Here is a 283-nt window from a genome sequence, read left to right as displayed (position 1 = left end):
AATCTGATTAGTGAGTCATATCATTGTGACCCGGGCTGTTCTGCAGCCCGAATATCACGCTCTCTCACTCTCTGATCTTGAATTTTACCGGGCCCTGAGGCCCGGTTTTTTTCTGCCCTCAATTCCCGGCTCGCCAGGTTATTCAGCGTCCGGCAGTACGCCATCTTGTGGCTTGATGATAAGAACATCACAGGCAATCTTGTCGACCAGCTGCTCAGCCGTGTTACCAATAAATACACCAGAAATACCACTGCGTCCGATGGACCCGACGACCAATACATCC

1 protein-coding gene is annotated in these 283 nt (G+C 50.9%); it reads right to left on the bottom strand.

The annotated features are described in order from the left end of the window. Positions 1 to 138: 138 nt before the first annotated feature. A complete protein-coding gene (locus tag Q4563_RS23685) occupies positions 139 to 276 on the bottom strand; it encodes a universal stress protein (protein ID WP_442903805.1) in 138 nt (45 codons plus the stop codon). Between the last annotated feature and the right edge of the window lie 7 nt (positions 277 to 283).

This window comes from Gilvimarinus sp. 1_MG-2023, assembly GCF_030548285.1.
This window is presented reverse-complemented; position numbering and strand designations above follow the sequence as displayed.